A 25,264-nucleotide genomic window follows, 5' to 3' on the forward strand; every position below is an offset into this window, starting at 1 on the left:
TCACTTTCAAGGATGACTTGTGGCGGACAGCTCCCTCTTCCAATCCTTCTTTCTCATTTTTAGTGGCGCCGCGATAGTTGCCACCCTGGCACTCTTCGGCCGCCAGCCCTTATTAGTTGCCTATATCGCCCTGGGTGTACTGCTGGGACCATCTGGGCTTGCGGTCATCGATAATCTGCGCCTGCTCTCAGATATGTCCAACGTGGGCATCATTTTCCTGCTGTTCCTGCTGGGGCTGGATATGCAGCCCCAGGCATTGGTCTCGGTGCTGCGCAAAGCCACTTTTGTTGGCATTATCAGTTGCGCCATCTTCCTGGGTATTGGTTTTTCTATCGGTCAGCTGTTTGGCTTTACCACCATGGAGAGCTGGGTGATCGGTATGGCCTTGATGTTTTCCAGCACCATTATCGGTATCAAGTTATTGCCTACCACGGTACTACACCACAAGAAGCTGGGGGAGTTGATGGTGGGCCTGTTACTGTTTCAAGATTTTGTCGCCATCGTCTGCTTGATGATTCTGCTCAGTGACAGCAGTGGGGATATGCACCTGGGACAAGTAGCCCTATCTTTCGGGGCCCTGCCCTTATTAGTAGCTTTTGCCTGGGTAGTGGTGAAATACCTATTGTTGCCACTATTTAGCCGTTTCGACCGTTTTCACGAGTATGTGTTTTTGATGGCGCTGGGCTGGTGCATGGGCATGGCGGAACTGGCGGAAACGCTGGGGCTGTCGCGGGAGATCGGCGCATTTATCGCCGGCATCACCCTCGCCGCCAGCCGGATTTCCCAGTACATAGCCCTCAACTTGAAGCCCCTGCGGGATTTCTTTTTGATCCTGTTTTTCTTCAGCCTTGGCGCCCAGTTCAAACTGTCAATGCTGCCGGAAATTCTGGTTCCTGCACTGGTAACTGCCGTGGTGGTGCTGCTAGCCAAGCCGGTGGTATTCCGCTATCTACTCGGTGGCCACAGTGAACTCAAAATATTGGCCTGGGATATCGGCTTCCGCCTGGGGCAAATCAGCGAATTCTCCCTACTGATCGCCCTACTCGCCTTTAGCCAGAACCTAATCGGCAGCGAGGCCTCGCACCTGATACAGGCCACCGCCATCCTGACCTTCCTGGTGTCCTCTTATATCGTGGTGATGAATTTTCCCAACCCTATCGCCACCAAAGACGAACTGCGCAGGGATTAAACCTGCGCTGGCCTGACTAGGGACTTAATCGCTACTTTCGCCTTCTCCAACAACAAGGGAATATCCTTTCCGAACATCAGGTAAAGGCAGGGAACCAACAAAAGAGAAATAGCTGTAGCTGCGAGAATTCCGTAGCCGAGGGAAATTGCCATAGGAATCATAAAGCGCGCCTGCACCGAGGTTTCAAAAATCATCGGCATCAGGCCGCAGAAAGTGGTAACCGTAGTCAGCACAATTGGGCGAAAACGGCGCGCCGCTGCACGCTTAATTGCAGTTTCCAGATCAGCACCCTCATTGCGCAAGCGGTTGCTGTATTCGATCATCACCAGGGTATCGTTAATAACCACCCCGGCGAGCGCCACCATACCCAGCAGACTCACCATACTGAGGCCATAGCCCATCCCCAAATGGCCGAGCAATGCGCCGATCACACCGAAGGGAATGGCAATCATCACAATTAATGGCTGTATATAGCTCTTCAGAGGAATCGCCAGCAACAGGTAAAGCACCGCCATCGCCAGCATAAATGTCATCCCCAATGAGGCGAGTCCCTCACGCTCATCCGCCTGACGTCCCTCATAGGAGATACCGAGGCCGGGAAATTCCGCTTTCAGTTGCGGCATCACACTGATATTCAGCTCGTTAATCACCAGTGCTGCCTGATCGCTGGGCTCCACATTGGCAGTAACCGTAGTCACCCTACGCCCTTCGCGACGGTTGATCTTGGCGTAGGCCCGCCCCTGCTCAATTTCGACCAGGTCGAGAAGTGGCAACCACTGGCCATTGCCGGCGCGGATCATCATATTGTGTATATCGTCCATCGTAACCCGCTCAGTTTCCGGCAGGCGCACCATCACCTTCACCGGGTCGCGCCCGCGCTGTTGACGCAAGGCTTCAGCCCCATAGAGGGAGGCACGCAGCTGGCGGCCAATTTCCTCCGCAGAAACGCCCAAGCTTTTGGCCGTTTCCGTCAGGGTCAAGTCGAGCTGGGTTTTACCGAGAGAAATACCCGCATCGATGTCGCTGACATTGGGGAATTTCTCCAGCTCACCAGCCAAGCGTAATGCGGCCTGTTCCAGTATGTCCGTATCCGTGTGGCGGAGCTCTACAGTGAGAGAGGAACCGGCACCGGGCCCACCGCGATCGGATGCAGTAATTGCGCTGAGAGAACCGGCTATCGGCCCCACCTCCCTTCTCCACTGACGTACAAACTCCCCGGTAGAAAAACTGCGCTGATCCGCCGCAACAAAATAGGCATCCACCTGAATCGCATCATCCCCGATCAGGCCACGACTACCGAGGAAAACCCGATCCCGATCATATTGTTCGAGCACTCTATCGGCCGCATCAATAATCTGCATCCTGGCTTTTTCCAACTGCTGTTGAGGGGTACCGGTAGGGAAAGTTACCGCGAAGCGTCCGGAATCCCGCTCCACTCGCGGCATTAAGGTAAAGCCCATACGCCCGCTGGCCGCATAGCCCGCCATCACCAACAAGATGGCAATAGCGATGGCAATGGTGCTGTAGCGGTGCGCTACACAAAGGTTCAAAAAGGGACGGAAACGCCTCTGCACAAAACGGTCCAGGCTGCGAGCCAACAATTTTTGTCGAGCGGCGAAACGGCGGGCCCGCCGACTCTTGTAACCCCGACGTGAATGGGCCAGGTGCGCCGGCAAAATAAACAGCGCCTCCACCCAGGAGATGATAAATACCGAACCCACCACGAAAGGAATTACGCCAAAAATCTTGCCCATAAAGCCGGGCAATTCCATTAAGGGAATGAAGGCGACGATATTGGTGAGGATGGCAAAGGTCAGTGGTACCGCTACCTGGCGAGCACCGGCAATAGCCGCCTCTAAATTGCTATAACCTTTCTGCCGCCATTCGTGAATATTTTCCCCGGCGATAATGGCATCATCCACCACAATACCCAGGGCGATAATAAAGGCGAACATACTCACCATGCTGATTGAGATATCCAGCCCAGGCAGAAACAGCAGTGAACCGAGGAAACTGGTGGGAATACCGAGGGTCACCCAAAATGCCAGACGCAACTCCAGGAAGGCACCGAGTACCACAAATACCAGCAGCAGGCCGATAAATCCGTTCTTCAATAACAGAGAGAGGCGCTCTTTAAAGATCTCCGAGTCGTCATCGCGAATGGTTAGCGTCACTCCTGGCGGCAGGCTGGCTCTGACCTCTTCGATCACTTCCCGCGCCGCCTCGCTGACACTCATCGGTGTCTGTTCACCTACGCGGTAGATTTTGATACTGACGGCGGGCTCCCCGTTAAACACCATATTGCGCGCCTCGTCCTCAAGGGCATCGCTGATATTGGCGATATCACGCAGATACACCGGGCCGCCGCCACTGCCACGGGTCACCACCACATTGCCGAACTCGCGCGCCCAATCACGCCGCTCGGTAACCCGAACCAGGATTTCGCCGGCATTGGATTTAACACTGCCGGAGGGAATATCCACCGCCGCGTTTTTTACCACCTGGGCAACTTCTGTCAGAGTCAGGCCATAGCGCCGCAAATCGTCGCGGCGTATCTCAACGGCCACTTCCAGATCTCGAACGCCCTGGGCCTCCAACTGGGTGATACCGCTGTGCGCCTCCAGTTTGTCGTACACCTGCATGGCCAGGGCGCGCAAACTGCGATCATCCAGATTGCCATGCAGGACCAGGTCCAATACGTCGCGCTTGCGCTCGGCCAGACTCACCTGTGGGCGCTCAATGTCACCGGGGAAGGTGGTCACCGAATCAATAGCCTGCTGAATATTCTGAAAAACCAGATTGGCATCCGCATCGCCCTCTAGCTCCAGAATCAGTGAGGCGCTGCCCTCGTTGGCCGCACCACGCATCTCTTTAATGCCGACAATACCCTGTACCGCCTGTTCAGCGGCCACCAATACACCACGCTCCACCTCTTCCGGGCTGGCGCCGGGATAAGAAATGGAAACCGTCACCCTATCCAGACTGAACTCAGGAAAAACCTCTTTCTTCACCACCAGGGAGAAAACCAGCCCGCCCACAATCAGGACCAGCATTAATAGGTTGGCGGTTACATGGTTGCGCGCCATCCAGGCGATAGCGCCCTGGCGGGTATCAATAGTCGCATCACTTTTTTTGCCTTCAGTCATTGTCACCCCCAGTTTCACGGCGTCGCGCTCCGGCACCCGGGGCCTCACTGGCTGAAGCGGCAGCATCGGCGGGCAGCTCTTTGACCGAACGGGGGCCTGCGGCAATCCGCACCGGCATACCTTCAGTAACGGTGATCAGACGAGTCGTAACCAGGGTTTCGCCACCATTTAGCCCCTTATCGAGCACTGCAAAATCGCCGCTGGTATAGGCAACCTCAACCGGCTGAATACTGGTACGATTGTCGCGCACTACCCAGACCAGATTGTCATCTTGCAGAGCCGTGAGGGGGATTCGCACCAGCGCTTCCTCAGCCCGTGAGACAATTTCCACCCTGGCCAAATCATTCAGCAAAAGCTGCGGCTGAGAGGGGTCCAATACAGAGAGAGGATCTTTCAATTCCACCAGTACGCGTGCCAGCCGTCCCTGCTCCTCAAGCACTGGTATCACCCGAACAAACTCTCCATGGCGGAAACTGCCGGCGGGCCACTGACTGCCATAAATGCGGACTTCCACATCGCCACTATCCAGACGGTGTAATTGGCTAGCAGGTACCTCAACAGCAATCTGGAAGCGGCTAGCGCTGGCCAAACTGTAGAGATTAATCCCGGGGGATACTCGATCCCCCACATCCACATTACGCGCCACCACCAATGCGTCAAAAGGGGCACGCACTTCGGTCAGGCGCAGATTACGCTGCGCCAGAGCCACCTCGACCTCCGCCGACTGCACGGCTGCTTCGGCCGCAGCTTTCTGGGGTTCACGCAATACCAGTGCGCGGTCGGCTTCTCCCAGAGCAGTGCCAAGCAGTTCGTACTCTTCCTGTGCCACCTGCTGCTGCCCCAACTCCTGCTGTAACTCCGCACGCCGGCCGGCGAGGGTGCTCTGAGCGGATTTCAAGGCCAATTGGTAGGGTTCAGAATCAATACGCAGCAGTACTTTACCTTTGGGTAGAACCGCGCCCGGCCCCAGATCGTAGTCGAGCCATTCCACCTGCCCGTCTACCAAAGGCTGCAACTCCGCCAATTCGCGCGCGGTCACTTTTCCCAGGGCGCTTAAAGTCATGGGGAAACTCCCCTGCTCCGCCACAGCCACATCCACAGCCGGCGGTGGCATCTTGCGCTCACCGCGAGAGACTGTGGGTTTCTCCCGCAGCATCCAGGCGGCAATCACAGCTGCCAACACCAGTAAAGCCACAGGTATGAGCGAGCGCGGATTGAACTTCTTTAACATCAACTATTTCCCTCCAAGTACAACTCCAGGTCTGCGGGCTCCGGTTCGGGCAGGTCTTGCTGCGGCAGCCCCCCGGACAGTGCGCGATATAAGGTGACTCGGTTTTGCAGCAGCTGGCGTTCGGCAGACAACACCTCACGAGCCAGGCTCTGCTGCTCGGTGGTAGCCGTCAGCAGATTGAGAAAATCGACAGCACCGCGTGTATAGGCACGGTTGCGCCGCTGCACGATCAGGTCGGATAAACGCTTTCGTTCTCGCAGATGTTCGAGTTCCCGATTCAAGGCACCTTCGCGAATCAGGGCCTGCTCGACTTCTGACAGTGCCTGGTTCACGGTTTCTCGATATAGCGCCCAACGTTCCTGCAAAGCCGCATCCTGTTGCTGCCTTGCGGAACTGAGCGCACCGCCATCGAAGATCACCCCTTCCAGGGAGGCGGCGATAGCCAACAGCCAGTTCTCGGTAATATCACTGATGAGGCTGGTACCGTTACTGGCCACAGCGGATAGACTCAGTACGGGCAGCCTGTCCGCCCAGGCCTGATCCGCCAAGTGGTAATCCTGCACCAGCTTGCGCTGGGTTTCCCGTACATCTGGTCGCCGTAGCAACAGTTGCGATGGGATGCCTGTATCAGGCAGGGCCGGCAAAAACGGCAGACTCGCCTCTTTGTGGATATATCCACTCAACTGATCCGGATTAATGCCCAGTAAAGTGGCCAGTTGCACCTTGAGCACTTCAATATCGGCGCCTGTCTGTTCCAGCTCCTGCTCAGAGCGCTGCACCAACTGGCGCTGCTGCAGCACATCGGCGGCGTCGCTGACCCCGCGTGCAAAACGCGACTCCAGCACCCTGAGAGACTTCCGATTAATTTCCAGCTGCTGCAGCAGTAAGTTGTGCTGACCCCACTGTTCGCACAGCTGCAACCAGGTTGAGGAGACTTCCGCCGCGAGGCTCAGAGCGGCAGTCTGTAGATTTTGCTGCTGGGCCTGAAGGCCTGCCTCAGCCGCGCTGGCTCCGGCGCGCACGCGTCCCCAGAGATCCAGCTCATAACTGGCAGCGATACGGGTACTCCAGCTGTTACCCTCGTTGGAAGGGTCGGTAAATTCCCCAGAGGAGTAGCGCTGCTCGGTATTTTCTATTTGGGCAGTCACTCGGGGGAACAGCCCTGAACGGGCTCCACGGGCCACCGCCGCAGCTTGGCGCAGGCGCCAATAGCTGGCCTGCAAGCTGGGATTATCCCGCAGAGACAGTTCTACCAGCTGGTCGAGCTGTGAATCTTCAAACCCTCGCCACCACCGGACATCGGCCTCCTCAGTACCCGAGGCGCTGAATGTCTGCGGCAGAGACAAAATATCCTGCGGCTCGACAGTCTCAAGGGGCTGAGAGGAACAGCTGGCCAGCAGTGGAACACAAATTGCCAAAACACGGTAAAAGCCCAAGAAAAATCACCGGAAAAGTATTTAAAAACAGGAAAAACAGAGAATTATTGCGCCCATTATCTTCCGACAAAAATAGCTCGCAAGGCGTTTTACCCTTGTTTACACAGCCATGCTCAAACCAGTCTAAATTTTGCTGCCGTTGGGAGTGCCCCATCGCAGCTACTTAGGTATGATGCGCCACAATAAACTGAATGGTCACTGGGTTTTGCCGCGGGATGCTTGCCAATGTCCCTTTCAAGATTCGGCAACTTTTGCCGGATTGGCGACAAACCCCGGTGCCGATTAATAACGGAAGAAGTAGAAGAGACTAGCCATGAGTAAACATCAGCCACTCGCCCACTGGGACGACATCCTGCTGCTGGACCAGCAGTTGACCGACGAAGAACGCATGGTGCGCGATGCCGCACGCGAATACTGTCAGAACAAGCTGATGCCGAGGGTCTTGGAGGCCAACCGCCACGAGATTTTCGACCGTGAAATCATGAGCGAAATGGGCGAGCTGGGCCTGCTGGGCTCCACCATCGAAGGCTACGGCTGTGCCGGTCTCAACTACGTTTCCTACGGCCTGGTAGCCCGCGAAGTCGAGCGGGTGGACTCTGGCTACCGCTCCGCAATGAGCGTGCAATCCAGCCTGGTAATGCACCCGATCTACGCCTACGGCAGCGAAGAGCAGAAGCAGAAGTACCTGCCCAAACTGGCCAGCGGTGAGTGGGTTGGCTGTTTTGGTCTGACCGAGCCGGATGCAGGTTCCGATCCCGGCGGTATGAAAACCCGCGCCAAAAAAGTAGACGGCGGCTACCGTATCAGCGGCGCCAAGATGTGGATCACCAACAGCCCCATTGCCGATGTATTCGTGGTTTGGGCCAAAGATGACGAAGACATCATTCGCGGTTTCGTACTAGAGAAGGGGATGGAAGGCCTGAGCGCGCCGAAGATTGAGGGCAAGTTCTCCCTGCGCGCCTCCATCACCGGCGAGATCGTGATGGACAATGTCTTCGTACCCGAAGAAAACAAGTTCCCCGAAATTGGCGGACTGCGCGGCCCCTTCGGCTGTCTGAATCGCGCCCGCTACGGTATTTCCTGGGGCGCCATGGGTGCCGGTGAGTTCTGCTGGCACGCAGCGCGCCAGTACGGCCTGGACCGCAAGCAGTTCAACCGCCCACTGGCTCAAACCCAGCTGTTCCAGAAGAAGCTGGCCGACATGCAAACCGAAATCACCCTGGGTCTGCAGGCTTCCCTGCGCGTTGGCCGCATCATGGATGAGAACAAGCAGTTCGACCCCACCATGATCTCCCTAGTGAAACGCAATAACTGCGGCAAGGCCCTGGATATCGCCCGCATTTCCCGCGATATGCACGGCGGCAATGGTATCTCCGACGAGTTCCACGTGATTCGCCATGTGATGAACCTGGAAGCGGTAAATACCTACGAGGGCACCCACGATGTTCACGCCCTGATTCTGGGCCGTGCCCAAACCGGCCTACAGGCGTTCGTCTAACGCCTCACCGGGCGCCACCCGCGGCATACGCGGGTGGCGCGCTCACAGTAAACTTTTCTCCCTTTTAGCGCACTGCTATTGCCTGGCCTGTGCCTCTATCGCCTGCACATTAATCACACAAAAAGCAATTCCGATAAAAACCAATAGAGATGCACCCCACTCCATCGCATCCATCGATTCGCCTAAAATCACCCAGGATCCCATCAAACCAAATACCGGTACCAGCAGCCCAAAGGGGGCAACAAAAGCAGCTGAATAACGCCTAATCAAGTCCCCCCACCAAACATAAGCAAGCAACGTAAGGAATAAGCTTTGATAGAGGATCGCACCCCAGGCTATTGGCGAGGCCTCCAGTAAATGCTGAACGGGCTTTCGAGTTTCCAAGAAATAGGACAATACGAATAGAGGAATTGGCGGCACCAGCGATGCCCAGACCATCAGATGGAATAAATTTACTCCCCGCATTCTTTTCAAAGCCAGATTAGCGATGGCCCAAGCCATACCCGAGCCCATCAAGAGCAAAAAACCTTTCTGTGTTGTGGCCCCTCCCTTATCGGCATCAATGAAAAACAATGTAAAGCCAGCAGCCGCGATCAACAGACCCACAAGCTGCTGCCAACTTATTTTTTCCGCAAAAAAGCAGATACTGAAAATTAAGGTGAAAATCACTTGTGACTGCACCAACAGCGAGGCAATTCCTGCCTGCGCATCAGCACGCATCGCCAAGTAAACCAGTCCCGTAGTGAGAAGCTGTAAAAATACGCCGATCAGGACAACATTCCATACTGAGGTTTTCGGAAAAGGGAAAAACCAAACAAATGGTATAGACGCCAAGGCATATCTCATCGCCGTGAGCATCAAAGGGGGAACATCACTGAGAGCCAACTTAACAATCGGATAGGCCATACCAATGATGAATACACAAGCCAGTGCTTTTAAAATGCTATGAATTGGCATGTTAAGAGTTATCCATCCTGCGCTTCTGCCTGTTTCGCTGCCACTTCAGCAGGCTCTCTTTTTAGCGTTTATAGGGGGGTAAAAATTTTTGGAACGGAAGAAAACAACTCCCCGCTTTGCCAAACATAGCAACCACTAACGGAATTGCTCTAATGCCCCACTCTGCACGACCTCACACTTCTCTCCAGCGGCAAAGTAGACGATTCCCTTTGCTTAAATAGAAGTGCTATTCTCCCCTGCCCGCCAATTCCAGGATGTAATGATGATATGGATGAGCTGCTGCATTGGTTCGATATGATCGGTATCGCAGTCTTTGCCTTTAGTGGCGTACTCGCTGCAGGTCACAAGCAGATGGATTTATTTGGCGCAGTAGTACTCGCCTGTGTTACCTCTACGGGAGGCGGCACCATCCGGGACATCATCCTCAATATCCCCGTATTTTGGCTGCAGGACACCTACTATTTGTGGATTGCTGTCGCGACCGGTGTAATTAGTTTTTACCTGATACGCTATCTACAGGTACCCATGCGCCTGCTGATGGTGGCAGACGCTATCGGCCTCTCGGTGTTTGTAGTAATCGGCACGCAGAAAGGTTTAGAACTTGGCTATTCCGCCACTATTGCGATCGTAATGGGCATGATGACCGCCACCTTCGGAGGAGTAATTCGCGATGTACTTTCCGGCGATATCCCATTGCTCTTGCGCCGGGAGATCTATGCCACAGCAGCTCTTACCGGCGCCGCTGTATTAGTTGCCTTGGATGCCAGTGGCAAGTTGCCGGGGGATCTGGTGATTGCCATCGCTGTAGTGGTGACCTTGTCAATTCGCTTAGCGGCCTTGCGATGGAATCTATCCGCTCCCATTGCCCGATTTGGCAATCATTGAGCGGCTCAATTTACAAAACCCAGAACTTTTTCGGCTCACAGGAATACTCTTAGTGCGAAACTTCCGCCCACTGACCGCCTCCATCATTTTGATCGGCCTGCTGATGAGTGCCTGTGATCGGTCTGAACAGGGGGCAACTTCCCCCACAGCGAAAAAGCCCAGAAGTTATACCCACCTATACCCCAGATCCTGCTGGTTCAAAACAGACGACAGCTGGCCCGCCACTCAGTGCTTCATGATGGAGGTACCGGAGGATTACGCCCATCCAGAAAGGCGCAAAATCCGCTTCCCGGTTATACGCTTTCGCGCCAAAAATCCAGCGCCAAACAAGGCCCCGCTGCTGCATCTCGGGGCGGGTGGCCCCGGTGCCAGCATGGGCCTGGAACCGGAAAACGCCAGCGATTGGCTGTGGCTGAATTACGCCGCCATGACTGTAGAGGATGGGCGCGACCTGATTGTGCTAGACCCGCGCGGCACCGGCATGGCAAGGCCGCGCCTTACCTGCAGCGAATTTATCGAAGATGCGCAGACAGCTTTCCAACGCAACCTCTCCCCGGAAGAAGAAGCGCGAGTCTTCGCCTTCAGTATGGAGCGCTGCTATAGCCGCCTGAGCAAGGGCGCAGATATGGCGCAGTACAACAGCTCGGTGATTGCGCGGGATGTAGATGAACTCCGCAAGAGGTTAAAAATCGATAAACTCGACCTCTACGGCGTTTCCTACTCCTCTCGCTATGCCCTCACCTATGCGCGGGATTTCCCCGATTCAACCCGCGCCTTGGTACTCAACAGCGCCGTCTTTCCTAATATTGTCTACACCCAACAGTTGGCACAAGATTCACTGGCAGCTTACGAGCGCGGCCTCAAGCACTGTATTGAAGATGCGAAATGCAACAGCCGCTACCCAGACTTGCGCCGCCGCCTGGAAAATCTGGTGCAAACCCTGGATGAAGAGCCACGTACGATCTCCATCAAACACCGCTATTCCAACCAGCCCTATCCCTTTGTACTCACTGGCCAACGCTTGCTGCGGGTACTGTTCCAGGCCCTATACAACGAGAACTTTTACAGTGAATTACCAAAACTCATTGAGGGCCTGGAAAACAGTGGCGATGAAGGTCTGAAGCCCGCACAAAAGGCCATAGGGCACTTTATGGAGATCGTATTGGACCCCTACTTCGGCGATGCCGCCGGAGTCAGCCATTTCTGCTATGAGGAAGCCCCCTTTGTCGATTTCGACGAGGCCCGCGAGAGCGCCGAAGACACCGGCATCCTCGGTGGCGCCGTGCGATCAGATTTAAATTTGCTGCAGCTACAATGCCGCATCTGGGCAATCCCCTCTGCTCCTCTCACTGAGTCAGAAGCCATCTCCACCCCAGTTCCAGTGATAGTGTTACACGGCGGCCTGGATCCGGTACTGGCTGCAGATGATGTCGATATCGCACGCAAAGAGCTACCGAATCACCAATGGCTGCTATTTCCCAACCTGGCTCACGATATTATTTCCGCAAGCAACTGCGCGGAGCGGGCTGTAGCGCGCTTTCTCGACAACCCCGCAGAAGATCAAACCGAAACCACCATGACTTGCCGCAAAGCAGAGCTGGCAGACCAGATTTCTACCGAAGAAGAGTCTGAGTCCCAGCAAGAAGCCGAACAGCAGGCCGTTGAACCCCAAGCAGCAGAAGTCCCAGCCCCGGAAAGCGGCCAATAACCAAAGACAACAGCTGAAGTTACACGACAAAAGCGGTATCAAGGATTGAGGAGAGGCCGATGGAGAGCAACAACAACCCTGCCCTGATTGAAGTTGCGGATTTGGTAGAGCTCAAAAAGACCGGCGAACCTGTAATATTGGACTGCCGCTATAGCCTGGCGGATCACGATAGTGGTGAGCGGGACTATCGGGCTGGCCATATTCCCGATGCCCATTACGCCTGCCTGCATCGTGACCTCTCTGCCTCCGTGCAACGCTACGGCGGCCGCCACCCAATGCCGAGTGCTGCACAGTTCCAGGACTACGCTCGCAATCTGGGAGTCGATAGTGACACACAGGTAATCGTCTACGACGACACCCGCCTGGGTTTCGCTGCCCGTGCCTGGTTCCTGTTTTTCTTCTTTGGCCACAAGAAAATCAGCATTCTGAATGGCGGTCTAAAAGCCTGGCTCGATGCAGGGGAGGCATTGGACACAAGCGAGCCCACTCGATCCAGGCAAGGAAACTTCAGCGCACAACCAAAAGAAAATCTCTTGGTTCATTACGAGACCATCAAACAAAACCTGGGTAAAGCACCCTGGCAGTTAGTAGACGCCCGGGACAGTCAGCGCTTTGAAGGAATTGAAGAGCCTATCGACCCGATTGCCGGACATATACCCACCGCAATCAACCAGCCCTGGCAAAATATTACTGACAAAAACAATGGGAAAGTGAAATCTATTGCCGAACTTAAATCACAGTTTGGCAACTTGGAAGATGGTAAACCACTTCTCAATTACTGTGGCTCCGGAGTTACTGCCTGCGTTAATTTCTATGCACAATATTTAGCTGGTCGCCACGACTCACTACTCTATCCAGGGAGTTGGAGTGATTGGTGCGCACATCAGTGGAGATAAAATAGGAGTCATGGAACTTAAATACAGCAGTGTGAGAAGGCACATGCAAACTGTATATATAAAAAAAAGCTAATGAGCCAGTGACGGTTTTTACTATTGCTTAAATGCCCACCCCCCCATCTCCAAGTCAGATCACTCCTGCATGGGCGGTAATTGGGCTATTTGATGCTTATTCAGTCGGGCACCAGAGAATTCGCAACGATTTTTACTCATAAAGACTATAAAATTAATTAAACCGATATCCAGCAGCACCTCTTTACCGCATAACATGTTAGAGGAAGCCCCCTCATAACACCCCGCCGCTCTGCACTTTATAAGGTGTAAACATGGGTGCGCCAACGATCTGAAAGACCTAGGGAACCAAATCCATTCGACAGGATTTTCCGCCGATAATACTCGCGAAAGAAATTAAAAAAATCCTGTTTGTTATTAAAACAGTACTCTCCATGGTTAGGATCAAAAAAAGTGCACTGTTGAGCCATCCCAGCGGGGCCAATATAGAGGGAGACAGCATGGGCCGCTGAAAAGTGCCCAAAGACTTTACCTGACACAGTGATTATTACGTAATGATCGTTTAATTGATCTAATGATGTTATTAAAAAATCGGTCATTGATAAAGGCTGAATTCCAGGATTAACTATTTGAATATTGGAATCATCCCCAAGCCCAGGTACTGGGTATACCCCACGCTCTCTCAGCCACGCCCCTACATTATTCATATAAGAATTATCTTTATCGTGTGCCCACCCCCACTGATACCTGGCAACACTTCTTAATTCACGAATATTTAGAGAGCGAAGTCGAGTAAATGTAAATGGATCTGTTCCAACTTTCCATTTTTCATACAAGCCCAATTTACTTGATAGAGATACCCCTTCAGAAGCCCTACTATGTATCCAATGTGCAGTTAAGGCTCCACAAATGCCAAACATGCTAAATCCTGCATAGTGCACCCAAACTCTTAGTGAACCCTGGGAAAAACCCCAAATTTTTTGCCCTCGATGACGCTCGGCAATTGTACTAACACGCATACAAGCAACCTCCCAACAGACAATTAAAATCCAAAAATCATCTATTTTAATTCGAACAAAAACCTACAATAAATACTGATCCGCACCTAGCCAGAGGCTTTTACCTACAAGGACTGATAACTCTCTTAGAAAATGGGGTGCGCAGATTGACACACTCTTATATTTACGCCAACCCAACAACAATAAAATAGGTCAATCAATCCTTTACCCATTGACTCAAATGAACATTGCCAAATTGATCAACATCACCAATTTTGTACTTTTAATATCTCTTTATAACCAATTATGACAAGCAACTACTCACAGCCCAATACCCGCACAGGATCTAAGTAATTCCAATATCAGCAAAATTTACTTCTCTAACACTCCCTTTCCCAGACTTAACGCCCACTATATCCAGCGCACTGTTAAAACAGTAAAAGTTAAATATGCCAAACCTGAAATAATGAATTTGGTTATATGGAAAGAATTGCGCCTCCATGGCTTTAAACCACACTTACCCCTTACCGGACAATTTTCCACCCTCTCAACCTCCAACTTAAAGGGTAATTCATCCCTAAAAACCAAAAGAATAGCTCTCTCTTTAGATCTATATTGTGTCGGCTCTATCAAGTAGCGCTTTAGATATTGGGCAAATTTTTTTAGGTTTTGGACTTTCTTTAGGGAAAGGAAAATACATGCAGATTGGGTTGTTTTGTATGGGGAAAGTAAGATGGCCAGAACTCCAACCATCTTAAGCAAACCCCAAAACTCTATACGAGATGAAATACTTCCTGCAACACTAAGCAGAACCAATTTATGAATAGAGCTAGCTTTTCCATATCCTATCGATCTGCCATGAATCGAATTTATGTTCCGCCCGATAATGCATATTACTGACCAAGTGAAAGAAGAAGTAAAAATCCTCTTTATCCTCAAACCAAAACTCCCCAAAGTTCGGATCAAAGAAACAAGCATCCTGCTTTTGCCCGCCAAATGACTGGGCACCAACCCAAGCAGCTACTGCATGAGCGCCCGGATTCTCGTCTCGACTAGAGCGCATTTCAATTAACGCATAGGCTCCATTAATCTGTTTAAGCCGCTGTCGCAAGGAATCCCTGTTTGATCTTCCGGTAGCTGAAGAAAGCACTCTCAACCGATTTAAAAGTAACCATGCCCTATGAGAAGCTTCCCAGTTGGCACTTTGCTGCCAGGCTTGCTGTTGTGCCGCTATTCGTTGGTATTTCCCCATATTGAAAGGGATAAATCTTCGCTGATCCCAAACGCCACCCAAGTGATTTACTAAAGAGTCGTCATAAGCATGATACTTAATCCAGTGTGAAACCAGCGACAAACAGATTCCACTGCCAGAAATCTGTCGGATATTCAACACAGGAAATGATTGGGAAAAATCCCAAGTACATACTCCACCCAACTGGCACGCCATAGAGTAAACGCTGTACATAAAAGGTCCTACGAAAAAATTATTGTGACTCTGTACTTAAGGAGCCTCTGAATAACTACGCGGATAGAGTGAAATCTGTAACGGCCCCCTTATTAACCGTAACCATTTCTGCTCAAGGTGAAAGTGAGGCTCAAGGGTTCTTTTCTCCGACGCAGGAGTTGGAACTTTACGCGCCAACCCCACCGCCGACTTTATGATTTGGGCGCAAGTTTTTAGATTTTGGTCATATTTTAACGACAACCAAATACAGGGAAGCAAATTCAGAGAAGACAGGAAAAAGACAAAAAAGTGGAGGGGAATTAACTGTGCTAAGCGTCACAACAACAGGCAGCACTCACCGCGCCGCCTGCTTCTGCAATCTAACAACGTTTAGTCGTGCATTGGGTTGCGAAGAATTGGGCAAACAGCGTCTTCTTTCTTAGCCATATACCACTGGTGGTATTCATCGGCATAGTAGAACGGTTGGGCCATGCTGATCTCAGTGGTGATTGACCGCGATCTTTAGCATCCAGCGCCTCCTGCACAGCCGCCCTACTTGCTTCCGCCTCCTGTTTCTGGCTTTCATTCAGCCAGAAAACACAGGAACGGTACTGGGAGCCGATATCGTTACCCTGTCGCATCCCCTGGGTTGGGTCGTGGTGATCCCAGAAGATACGCAGGAGCTCTACATAGCCCACCTTTTTCGGATCAAAGATTACTTTTACCACCTCCGCATGCCCGGTACGACCGGTGCAGACCTCATCGTAGTTCGGGTTTTCAGTGGCGCCATCGGTGTAGCCTACGGCAGTGGCAAAGACAACATCCGTATCCCAGAACCCATGCTCTGCGCCAGAAGCACCCCATACCAAAAATGGCGACCTCCAGGTGCTCGGGGAGTGGCTCTTTAATGGTGTTGCCATTTACAAAGTGGGTCCCACTGGGTATTGGATAAATATTTTTAGATTTTAGGCGCTTTTAGACATAAAGTAATTAAAGTTAAGTTGAGGGGACCGGCCTCCAAGAGCCCCAGATAACCGAGGGAGCCTTTAAATAATCTCACAATATCTCTACGGATTGTGATTACATTTCACCAAAAATACGACAGGCACTTCAAGCACAAATACAGGCCAATTTTAGGCTTACCCGAAGGCAACAAGCTGCTCACTCTTTTGGGGGAGCACTTACTAGCCAGGCAGAAATAATCAGTACACTCTGGCAATATAAACTGCATGAAATACGATGCCAGAAAACTTAGTACTGAGAAGCAGCACCTCATACGTAAAATTGCTGTTCAGCGAGTATTTGATGGAGAATCTGCGGCGGAGGTTAGTCGTAGCTTAGGGCTGGGGAGCAGAACTATTTTCCCATGGTTAAGGACTGCTCGGGAGAAAGGTATTAAAGCGCTATCTCCAAAAATTAGACCTGGACGCGGTAGAAAGCTATCAGCTATTGAAGAAAAGGAAGTCAAGCGATGGATTATTGGTAGCGATCCAAGGCAATATGGCTTTGACTTCGGATTGTGGACACGTCAGATCGTATCGGATTTGATTTTTGAGAGATTCAAGGTTGAACTTAGCATTTCTGGTGTCGGCACACTGGGCCTGACGCCACAAAAGCCTCTACGAAGAGCTTACGATAGAGATGAGAAGACGGTGAATAAATGGGTAAAGGAAGTCTACCCAAAGATTAAATCTTATGCGAAAAAAACTGGGGCAGAAATATTTTGGCTGGACGAGGCTAATATCAGATCAGACGATCCACTCCAAAGGACATGGGGAGAAAAAAGAAAAACTCCAGTGGTAAAAACGAGTGGTCAAAGACAGTCAATCAATGCGATCTCAGCTTTATCGAACAGAGTTGGCTTCTGGTGTCATATTTATAGTGAAAAGTTCACGGCAGAAAAGTGCGTAGAATGCTTCAAAAATTTCCAGAGAAGTCCGAAAAGACCAGTGATTCTCATTGTTGATGGGCACCCAGTACACAAATCGAAAAAGGTATTGGAGTATATCGATTCACAGGATGGCAAGCTTGAAGTGGTGTTCTTACCGCCATATGCACCAGACCTAAATCCAGATGAGTTGGTCTGGAATCATATGAGAAATATAGGGACCTCAAAGAAGCCGCTGAAAAAAGGTGAGACACTACTGAGTCGTGCAAATGCAGATTTGCAGAGCATCAAGAAAAATAGAAAACTTGTAAATCATTTTTTCAAGAGTCGTCTGTATTCTTTGCTGCTGCCTAGGTAATAAGCTCGAAAATCCTGCCTGTCAGCACAAGCATTCAGTGCTTCTACTAACCTATGATATCGTGCCTTATTGTAGCTAAACTGGTCTTAATATAGCGAAAGGGTTGCTCCAGCTTGGTCCCAACCTGTACTTCTTTCCATTATACGAAATCAAATTTTCTCCGGAAGAGATTTTTAGCTTGCTCGGCTTCAACGTTATGTTACAGACCATATTTCGATCTTCCCACATTTCCACGCCGATGTAGTGCCAACGGCGTGTACGATTCCGGTCTCATCATCAACACCAATAATAAGTTTCATATCAAATACCATTGCCCACCCTTCTTGATCTTGTAGATCTCTGGATTATGAGCTTTTCTTATTTTTGGTAGAACTGCGCGCACTGATAGTTCACTGATAGTTGTTGCGTCTACGATGCATCCTTTTTTCAGTAATACGCCATTTTCTATGATCTGCTTGTGAATAGCCGTGAAGAGTTGACGAGCAAATTATTGTGTCTCAAGCAAATAGCAAAACTTAAAGATGATTTTTTTATCCGGGATAGGCTTTGTCAGTGCCACCCCAGCAAAGCGACGCATGACTTCGATTGCATAGAGGACGCCACATGTACGAGCTAGAATTACTTACTTTTTCCCTGTTTTCTAGTAATTCAGGCTTAAACTAACAGTGGTTACATTCTTGCTTCGCTCACTGGGAGTAATTAGTCCACCGCTTGTGATAAGTACGTTTTTTCAAAGTTCCCACTGGAGACAAAATTGCGTCGACCGGGAAGCTTCGTCTGAGTTTTTAGTCAACTAGGTGCTTGGAACATTTGGAGTAAATTTGTACTATTCTATGCGAATAAGATAATCTCGCCACCCCTGAATTAATAGCTTGATTTTGTTCTGACGATGTATTGTGCTTTATTGTATTAACCTGCTGATTATTTATCCTGCCCCCAGCATACTATATCCACCTCTCTGAAGCTTCTGTAGACTTTCGATGCCTGAGTGTTTCACTCCTCACTTGTAGCTCATTCCTGGGCCTTTTTTACCTTTACGCGGCAATAGATATTCCCGATGACTCATTAGGGCCATCTATTCCCGAAATCTTTAGAAATCAACAAAATAATGACCAAAAACTAAAGATGAGATATGGGTGAAATCTAATAATACTTGAACCTTGTGAAACCTATAAGAGTTAATGAAAGTGACTATCCCGTTTTTTAAATCCATGGCTATAGCTATGCTTCTATTCACCCTTGCAGGCTGTAGTGGCGGAGGGGGTAATAATGGCGCTACTGGCGGTGAAGATACCACTATAGCGGGGTCGCCTGCGGAAGACCCACCTGCGGAAGACCCACCTGCTGAGGACCCACCTGCTGAGGACCCACCTGCTGAGGACCCACCTGCTGAGGACCCACCTGCTGAGGACCCACCTGCGGAAGACCCACCTGCTGAGGACCCACCTGCTGCCCCCGAAGCAGTTCAGGGTTTTACTCTGAGCTTCGAGGCAATCAAGGTTTTCCGTTTTAATTGGAGCGATGCGGAAGGGGCTACTCATTACCACCTGCTGGAAAATCCTGATGGAATTTCCGGTTTCACACGTTTAGTCGAGGATATTCCCAAGGGTAATGGGACCCTTGAGGTACAAGTCCCACTGCACGCCCGAACAAATGCGCTATATATACTGCAAGCTTGTAACAAGGTGGGAGAGCAAGATCTTTGCACTGATTCTACCTCCCTTAGCGTAAACGACACCTTGGTGGAGAGCATTGGCTACTTCAAGGCAAGTAATACAGGTATTAGGGACGTTTTCGGAGTGTCAATCGCCCTCAGCGCAGATGGCCACACCCTTGCAGTAGGCGCTACCTTAGAGGAAAGCGATGCGACCGGTTTCAATGGCGACCAGGAGAACGATGATGGAGTCAACCCAGATGGAACTAGCCCAGCAGGTGCGGTCTATGTGTTTACACAGGTAGATAACGCCTGGGTACAGGAGGCCTATATCAAAGCCAGTAATAATAATGGAGGGGGTCTTTTCGGTGTTTTAGATCTGAGCGGGGATGGCAACACTTTAGCCGTTGGTGCATTCTATGAGAACAGTGGCACAACGGGTATCAATGGCGATCAAACCAATACTGACGCCCCTCAATCCGGCGCGGTCTATGTTTTTACACGTCTAGATGGTGCCTGGACACAAAATGCTTATATCAAAGCTAGCAATACATCCCCCTATGACTTATTTGGACGCTCTTTAAGCCTCAGTGATGACGGCCGTCTTCTAGCTGTAGGTGCGCCTTTTGAAGATAGCAGCACTACTGGCATCAATGGCGATCAAACAGATCCAACTGTTATACTTGGCATCCCTGACGAGAGTGGAACTTGGCAAATAGAGGATAACAATGAGAGTCAGGAAATCGGCAATACTGTGAATTCAGGAGCGGTATATGTTTTCTCCCATATAGATGACACCTGGGTGCAGGAGGCTTATATTAAGGCTAGCAATACCGGTCTTCTGGATGAATTCGGAATTTCCGTCAGCTTGAGTGGGGATGGTACAACTATGGCTGTTGGCGCGACCGGAGAGGATAGCAAAGCGGTGGGTATTAATGGCGAGCAAAGCAATGATGATGCCCTTTACTCGGGCGCTTGCTACGTATTCTCCCGTACGGATGGTAATTGGGCGCAACAGGCGTATATCAAAGCGAGCAACTCTGATTATGACGATGAGTTTGGCTTGTCAGTTGACCTAAGTGCTAATGGTAACATCTTGGCCGTTGGTGCTAATAATGAAGACAGCAATGCCATAGGCACTGATGGCGATCTAAGCAATAATGCAGCCAAAGACTCTGGTGCTGCCTATGTCTTTGCCCGTGCAGATGGCCAGTGGGCGCAGCAGGCCTATCTCAAGGCCAGCAACTCAGATGCCTCTGACAATTTTGGTGAATCAGTTAGCCTGACTGCCGACGGTCGAACTCTGGTAGTTGGAGCACCCAGAGAGGGCAGTATCGCTAAGGGTGTAGGGGGAGACCAAAACAATAACAATGCCGAAAATGCTGGCGCAGCTTATATGTTTGCTCTAGTTGATGGGACCTGGTTGCAGAAAACATATTTGAAAGCAGGCAATACTGATGCAAATGATGCTTTTGGCTTTTCCGTCAACCTCAGTGCAGATGGCGATACCCTGGCTATTGGGGCTCCCAATGAAAGCAGTAGCTCTACTGGTATTAATGGTGATCCGGATAATAACCAAGCTGAGGGATCCGGTGCGGTTTATATATACTGATAGAAGCCTGACGCCCAGTAAAATCCCCCATCTTATTTCTTGGATTGGGGGGGGGGAGTGGCGCTTGCGTAGGCAGTTCGGTTATAGGTCTGGTATCTTTCAAAGAAAATCGCATTCTAAGAATTTAGTAAGAACTTTGCTTTTAAGATCGGCCCTCAAATCAGCAACCACCCGCATAGCGGGTGGTATGGTGAAAGCCCCCAGAGGGGGCTATTTACAACCCCGCCAGTTGCATCTGCACTTGCCGGCGTTCTTCAACCTCTTGATGCTTGATGTACTCTCGAATCATCTGCTCATCAAGACCTACTGTGCTCACTCAGTAACCCTGAGCCCAAAAGTGTCTTCCTGTGAAATTTCTCTGCACATGCCTGTACTTCCGAAATATCTGGATCGCAGATTTCCCTTTCAGAAAACCAACCGTATTGGAAACACTTAACCTTGGAGGAATCATTAACAACATATGAATGTGATTCCTCATTGCGTACCCCTCGACCAACTCAATACCTTTTTGACGACATAAGTCTCGGAATATTGCTCCAATCTCATGTCTCAATGCTCCAAATAACGCATTCTTTCTATACTTGGGCACAAATGCCACATGGTACCTGCAATAATGTTTCACGTGAGCATGGCACTGCCAATCTCGCATATGGCCTCCTTAAAGAACTTGCCGGTTCATGGAGGCCATATTTTACTCTGCACGCCGGAACGGCGGAGCCTTGTCTAGTCTCACCGACTGAGGCGGTGGTTTACCTATTTGTTAATTAATCTTTGGCAAAACACTTTCACACAATGAACAATGATAATTTGTAAATTTATTAAATTCTTCATAGGAGACGCTATTTTTGATAATGGTCTGAGAACCGAAATATTTTACAACGTCAGCTATTATAGATTTTGCAAACCCAGGCCATGCATAGCCCTTTCGCATAGCATTCGTTAGGAGCACCCCTCTATGGATAGTTCCAGATTAACACTAACTAGCAAATATTCATTTCGTAACTCATAAAATAAAACGCTAAATTTTGAATCAAAATTTAAACAGTAAGATTTATCAGGGCCATCTATGATCTCAAATATGAGAAAATCGAGGCATAATTTTGTTAGTTTGTCATTCAGCGGCATAATGATCCGAAGCACCGCCATAGTCATTTATTCGAACTTCAACAGCGAAAACATAAAAATTCTTTTAATTTTAACTTTTTTATGCAAAGGACAATTGTATAGCGATCTGAAGATATTTATTGATCATGCAATATACAGCTTGATTAACATCCAATCAGTAGTATTTTGCGCACCTCATAAACAAGGTGCACAAAAAGTTATACTTTTATACCGAGCTTATTATCAACACTGAGATTACCTGATAATGCTCCTGAACTTATTGAGTTATTTTTTGATGTAATCAATTCATACCAATACATAGCCGCCTGATACAGTTCATTAACCCTTTTTACTAATGAACCCACCTCAATATTTTCAAAATATTCTTTATCACAAAGTACTACCTTTTGTGACTCTGGATTGATTGATAGCGTTGCATACTCTGTTCCTATCCACAGGTAGTTTGCTTGAAGCATCAAGTTACAGAAATGCAACTCCTGACCTTGGGGTATGCCACATATATCTAGAGTTAAAACTACAAACTCTCGGCTGTTCTCTTCATGGTGATAGATATGCATATCAATATCATCCCAAGAAATACGACATGAATCTTCTACCGGCTCCATTAATGGTTGCTGTAAGTTAATTGATAAATCCTGGATCAGTCTTTGAAAATCTAAATTCACAGTGAGTACTCTTTATAAGATCTCTAAATAGTTAAACTTGTTTTTCATGAGCCCTCAGCCAACGAATAACATCAGCTACAGGTTCAACAAATTCATCGATTATACTTTGATCAACGCCTATCTTAGAATATAGCGCCCTTGCTAAGGGTACATTTTCAATAATTGGGACATCATTCTTGCTTGCTAAAATTTTTATCTTCCAGGATAATATAAATTCACCTTTCATAGTTACATACGGAGGCCCCGTGCTTGTATAGATCAGCATACATTCTTATGATCTATGCCGGCTTCGTCAATTAAAGACCTGGCACCATACTCTAAAATACCTCCTTTGAATTCAAATGATGATAATACTGGCTCCTGCTCTCTATCAACTTTCTTCAATATTTTCGAATTACTAATCGAAGCACTTGCTGACTCCGAAAGTTGTGACCTCAATGAAAGAAGGGCTATTCCCTTCTTTGTTATATCTAAAGAAAAGTGTATCGAAAACCTCTTGAACTCTTCTAGAGTTCCAGCTTCAGTAAACTCATCCTTGTTAATTGCGCTCGCCAGCTCAGAAACCCTACTCACCTCCTTCACATTTAAAGAAGCTTTTGTCATTTTTTTATGTTCTAGCATCAATATCCTTTCGGGATAACTTTAGCTCTATTTTGGTTTAGATTCTTATATTTATGCAAAAATGATGAAAATTCTTTAAGGCTATTATCTATTGTCTGAAGCATTGATTCCCCTAAAGGGGGCAGCTCAACTTGACGTTGGATACTATCTATAGCCTTGGGATTTTCAACGATACGAGTGACAACAAGTGGCGGACCGTTATATGAGTTCATTTAGCCCCCTTAAGTATAACAAAATAAATTAATGGCTATGCGTACAATTAATTATCGTGTATTGCTGTCAAGCAACTCCTATTTTCCTGAAGCTTACTAAAATTATTCATTATCGTTTCTCTCTCTTCTGGAGAAAGACTTCGAGGATTCAAGCCCATATAGAAACATCCAGGCTCAAAAAATTCCACCTCGTATAACTCTAAATCATATTTCCGAACCGTATGCTCCATGTAATGCATCGAATCCCAACTCTTGGTTGCAATAACATCTACATCGCCCTCTTTAAGCATGTCTATACACTTACTTATAGATTTACAGTCAACAAATGCAAAAGCATTTGGATGTAAATTTATCAAACTTAGATCAACTCTCAAGGACGAGTCATCAGCAACATGGCTTATAGTTTTTACTTTCGAAAAAATATCCCTGTCAGAAATATTTGCTAGGTTATACCTTTCCTTGAGAGTAAAGCAATTAATAGATGCCTCACCAATCAACCTTCTTTCCCAACTTGTTGCACACCCCCCTGATCTGAGATAATCCATTGACTAATGACAACATCATAATTACCTAACGCTAGCTTTCTTTGAAGATCTCTAGCTGATAGTTTGTCAATTGAAAAAGGGGGAAATCCTTCTAAGCAATTATATTTTTAAAACAAAACATCTGACGCTTTACTTGATATTACGCTTTCAACTTGCACTCCAATACTTAGTGTCGAAATTATCTCTGCATCACTTGTCTTTTGTACAGCACTACCTATTATTATAGAACCAAATAGACATGATAAAAAATATCTCAGGTACATTTTTGTCGAGCCTCAGATGGAGATATTCCATATTTTGACTTATACAGCTGGGTAAAGTACGACTGACTAGAAAAACCGCTCTCTAGGGCAATATCCACCAGTCTTCTATTGGTAGTACGAATTTGGATATCTGCGTGTCGGAGCCGCTTTTCGTTAATCCAGGCTTTTGGTGAATTTTCTTTATAAACTTGTCCAAACATTTTTTTAAAAGATGTCAAGCTCATGCCTATTTGCTTCGCATATGTAGCCACAGACCAGTTCTTCGTAGTGTTAGATTCCATGAATCTTCTAAATTTTTCATGTGTAGGATTAACCCTATTTAGCAGTTCGTCAGCAAGAATTTCCCCATGTTCACTATTTAGTTTCAAGAGAAGCAATTCTTCCAGCTTAAGAGCATTTAACCCATCATTGTCTAATCGGCCTAGCAGCCTAAAGGAGTCCAAAGTTATTCTCGTTAGCTCACAGCTTGGAAAGATGATTGGGGAAGCATACTTCGGTAATGAGGACTCCACCATTTTAGCAGCCTGTTTCTTGAGAATAAGCGCATTGTCATACCTGTCATAGAACCTGGCTAACATTGCTTCACGAATACGAACGCAAATAGCTACAATATCCTGGGACTCACTTTTATTACTCAAATTAAAGTCTGTATCAGAACCAACAAGCCAAACCTGCCCAACTGATAACTCAAATTTGGACTGGTTATATGTAATACTTGCAGAACCGGCTACCATCAAGACTAAATTAATAACCGGTGCAAATATGAAGGCAGCAGATTTTCCTTGAGGAATTGAAATAGTAATCAATTCTATTAAATCACCACTATGGTGACTTTCAATAGTTATTTCCCGTTCTGAACAGCATACCTGCCCTTTACTCAAGGCAATATTCATACTTTCAACAACTCACTAAAATTATTTC

The 25,264-nt window shown here is 48.8% G+C and carries 20 protein-coding genes and 1 pseudogene; 7 read left to right on the top strand and 14 right to left on the bottom strand.

Going from position 1 to position 25,264, the window contains the following annotated elements:
* Nucleotides 1-19 precede the first annotated feature (19 nt).
* Nucleotides 20-1,189 (top strand): cation:proton antiporter, encoded by a 1,170-nt coding sequence (locus ACJJIT_RS10190; protein WP_252085748.1) that lies wholly within the window; start codon nt 20-22, stop codon nt 1,187-1,189.
* Here ACJJIT_RS10190 and ACJJIT_RS10195 read toward each other — a convergent pair.
* Genes ACJJIT_RS10195 through ACJJIT_RS10205 form a run of 3 tightly spaced genes read right to left on the bottom strand, consistent with a single transcriptional unit; the run spans nt 1,186 to nt 7,002 of the window.
* On the bottom strand, nt 1,186-4,335 hold the full coding sequence (locus tag ACJJIT_RS10195; RefSeq protein ID WP_444898288.1) for an efflux RND transporter permease subunit: 3,150 nt from the start codon (nt 4,333-4,335) through the stop codon (nt 1,186-1,188). The two genes, ACJJIT_RS10190 and ACJJIT_RS10195, sit on opposite strands and share 4 nt — an antisense overlap.
* Complete coding sequence (locus tag ACJJIT_RS10200) at nt 4,328-5,566, bottom strand: efflux RND transporter periplasmic adaptor subunit (protein ID WP_444898289.1); 1,239 nt, start codon at nt 5,564-5,566, stop codon at nt 4,328-4,330. Before ACJJIT_RS10200 ends, ACJJIT_RS10195 begins: the two co-directional genes overlap by 8 nt.
* On the bottom strand, nt 5,566-7,002 hold the full coding sequence (locus tag ACJJIT_RS10205) for an efflux transporter outer membrane subunit (RefSeq protein WP_444898290.1): 1,437 nt from the start codon (nt 7,000-7,002) through the stop codon (nt 5,566-5,568). Before ACJJIT_RS10205 ends, ACJJIT_RS10200 begins: the two co-directional genes overlap by 1 nt.
* A gap of 313 nt (nt 7,003-7,315) precedes the next feature.
* Between ACJJIT_RS10205 and ACJJIT_RS10210 the strand changes: the two genes are divergently transcribed.
* Complete coding sequence (locus ACJJIT_RS10210; RefSeq protein ID WP_444885105.1) at nt 7,316-8,500, top strand: acyl-CoA dehydrogenase; 1,185 nt, start codon at nt 7,316-7,318, stop codon at nt 8,498-8,500.
* A 75-nt stretch (nt 8,501-8,575) separates the two neighbouring features.
* Here ACJJIT_RS10210 and ACJJIT_RS10215 read toward each other — a convergent pair whose 3' ends face one another.
* Nucleotides 8,576-9,457, bottom strand: a complete 882-nt coding sequence (locus tag ACJJIT_RS10215; protein WP_444898291.1) for a DMT family transporter — start codon at nt 9,455-9,457, stop codon at nt 8,576-8,578.
* 267 nt (nt 9,458-9,724) lie between these two features.
* On the opposite strand from ACJJIT_RS10215, the gene ACJJIT_RS10220 reads away from it, so the two are divergent.
* From ACJJIT_RS10220 to ACJJIT_RS10230, 3 genes are read left to right on the top strand one after another with little or no spacing between them, the layout of a single operon-like run.
* Nucleotides 9,725-10,342: a trimeric intracellular cation channel family protein gene (locus ACJJIT_RS10220; RefSeq protein WP_252085742.1), complete on the top strand. Its 618-nt coding sequence runs from the start codon at nt 9,725-9,727 to the stop codon at nt 10,340-10,342.
* 52 nt (nt 10,343-10,394) lie between these two features.
* Entirely contained in the window at nt 10,395-12,050 is a 1,656-nt protein-coding gene (locus ACJJIT_RS10225) for an alpha/beta fold hydrolase (RefSeq protein WP_444898292.1), read from the top strand.
* Between the two features lie 59 nt (nt 12,051-12,109).
* Entirely contained in the window at nt 12,110-12,946 is an 837-nt protein-coding gene (locus tag ACJJIT_RS10230) for a sulfurtransferase (protein ID WP_444898293.1), read from the top strand.
* Nucleotides 12,947-13,257: 311 nt separating this feature from the next.
* Here the strand turns inward: ACJJIT_RS10230 and ACJJIT_RS10235 are convergent, their stop codons facing one another.
* From ACJJIT_RS10235 to msrA, 3 genes are all read right to left on the bottom strand, one after another.
* Nucleotides 13,258-13,977: a YopT-type cysteine protease domain-containing protein gene (locus ACJJIT_RS10235; RefSeq protein ID WP_444898294.1), complete on the bottom strand. Its 720-nt coding sequence runs from the start codon at nt 13,975-13,977 to the stop codon at nt 13,258-13,260.
* An 808-nt stretch (nt 13,978-14,785) separates the two neighbouring features.
* On the bottom strand, nt 14,786-15,421 hold the full coding sequence (locus ACJJIT_RS10240) for a YopT-type cysteine protease domain-containing protein (protein WP_444898295.1): 636 nt from the start codon (nt 15,419-15,421) through the stop codon (nt 14,786-14,788).
* 359 nt (nt 15,422-15,780) lie between these two features.
* The gene (gene msrA / locus ACJJIT_RS10245) at nt 15,781-16,320 is read right to left on the bottom strand and encodes a peptide-methionine (S)-S-oxide reductase MsrA (protein WP_444898296.1); all 540 of its coding nucleotides are present in this window, start codon (nt 16,318-16,320) and stop codon (nt 15,781-15,783) included.
* Nucleotides 16,321-16,629: 309 nt separating this feature from the next.
* On the opposite strand from msrA, the gene ACJJIT_RS10250 reads away from it, so the two are divergent.
* Both ACJJIT_RS10250 and ACJJIT_RS10255 read left to right on the top strand, forming a co-directional pair.
* Nucleotides 16,630-17,646, top strand: coding sequence for an IS630 family transposase (locus ACJJIT_RS10250; protein WP_444897030.1), 1,017 nt, complete (start codon nt 16,630-16,632; stop codon nt 17,644-17,646).
* A gap of 1,187 nt (nt 17,647-18,833) precedes the next feature.
* Nucleotides 18,834-20,912, top strand: coding sequence for an FG-GAP repeat protein (locus tag ACJJIT_RS10255; RefSeq protein ID WP_444898297.1), 2,079 nt, complete (start codon nt 18,834-18,836; stop codon nt 20,910-20,912).
* Between the two features lie 214 nt (nt 20,913-21,126).
* Here the strand turns inward: ACJJIT_RS10255 and tnpA are convergent.
* The 7 genes and pseudogenes from tnpA to ACJJIT_RS10290 form a co-directional block, all read right to left on the bottom strand.
* A pseudogene (gene tnpA, locus ACJJIT_RS10260) lies at nt 21,127-21,561 on the bottom strand (IS200/IS605 family transposase).
* A gap of 673 nt (nt 21,562-22,234) precedes the next feature.
* Entirely contained in the window at nt 22,235-22,702 is a 468-nt protein-coding gene (locus ACJJIT_RS10265) for a type III secretion system chaperone (RefSeq protein ID WP_444897028.1), read from the bottom strand.
* A gap of 31 nt (nt 22,703-22,733) precedes the next feature.
* Nucleotides 22,734-22,967: an EscU/YscU/HrcU family type III secretion system export apparatus switch protein gene (locus ACJJIT_RS10270; RefSeq protein WP_444898298.1), complete on the bottom strand. Its 234-nt coding sequence runs from the start codon at nt 22,965-22,967 to the stop codon at nt 22,734-22,736.
* Nucleotides 22,961-23,323, bottom strand: a complete 363-nt coding sequence (locus ACJJIT_RS10275) for a hypothetical protein (protein ID WP_444898299.1) — start codon at nt 23,321-23,323, stop codon at nt 22,961-22,963. Before ACJJIT_RS10275 ends, ACJJIT_RS10270 begins: the two co-directional genes overlap by 7 nt.
* Entirely contained in the window at nt 23,323-23,535 is a 213-nt protein-coding gene (locus ACJJIT_RS10280; protein WP_444898300.1) for a hypothetical protein, read from the bottom strand. Before ACJJIT_RS10280 ends, ACJJIT_RS10275 begins: the two co-directional genes overlap by 1 nt.
* 47 nt (nt 23,536-23,582) lie before the next feature.
* Complete coding sequence (locus ACJJIT_RS10285; RefSeq protein WP_444898301.1) at nt 23,583-24,032, bottom strand: hypothetical protein; 450 nt, start codon at nt 24,030-24,032, stop codon at nt 23,583-23,585.
* 301 nt (nt 24,033-24,333) lie between these two features.
* Complete coding sequence (locus ACJJIT_RS10290; RefSeq protein ID WP_444897025.1) at nt 24,334-25,236, bottom strand: helix-turn-helix transcriptional regulator; 903 nt, start codon at nt 25,234-25,236, stop codon at nt 24,334-24,336.
* Nucleotides 25,237-25,264 lie beyond the last annotated feature (28 nt).

The organism is Microbulbifer mixtoriginis (SeqCode) (genome assembly GCF_052467515.1).